This window comes from Bacillus cereus group sp. BceL220 (assembly GCF_051776965.1).
Lineage (GTDB): Bacteria > Bacillota > Bacilli > Bacillales > Bacillaceae_G > Bacillus_A > Bacillus_A cereus.
Map to the genome: position 1 here is coordinate 1 of NZ_JBPWBC010000072.1, position 264 is coordinate 264.

A 264-nucleotide genomic window follows, 5' to 3' on the forward strand; every position below is an offset into this window, starting at 1 on the left:
CCTTTTCGATTTTCATACATCACAACATGTGTGAAAATCCAAACTGCAACCAGACTATCATAGTAATTTTCATTACCTTAGACTCTTAGCTTTGCGACCTATCCTTTCGAACAGTGTGCCCATTTATTTTTTCTTTTTGAGACAATAAAAAATCTGGTTGCCTTTTCGATTTTCATACATCACAACATGTGTGAAAATCCAAACTGCAACCAGACTATCATAGTAATTTTCATTACCTTAGACTCTTAGCTTTGCGACCTATCC

At 35.2% G+C, this 264-nt stretch carries 2 riboswitches.

Annotated features, from left to right (window positions below):
• Positions 1-41 precede the first annotated feature (41 nt).
• A riboswitch (cyclic di-GMP riboswitch) is annotated at positions 42-130 on the bottom strand.
• Between the two features lie 71 nt (positions 131-201).
• Positions 202-264, bottom strand: a riboswitch (cyclic di-GMP riboswitch). This riboswitch is flagged as partial in the annotation.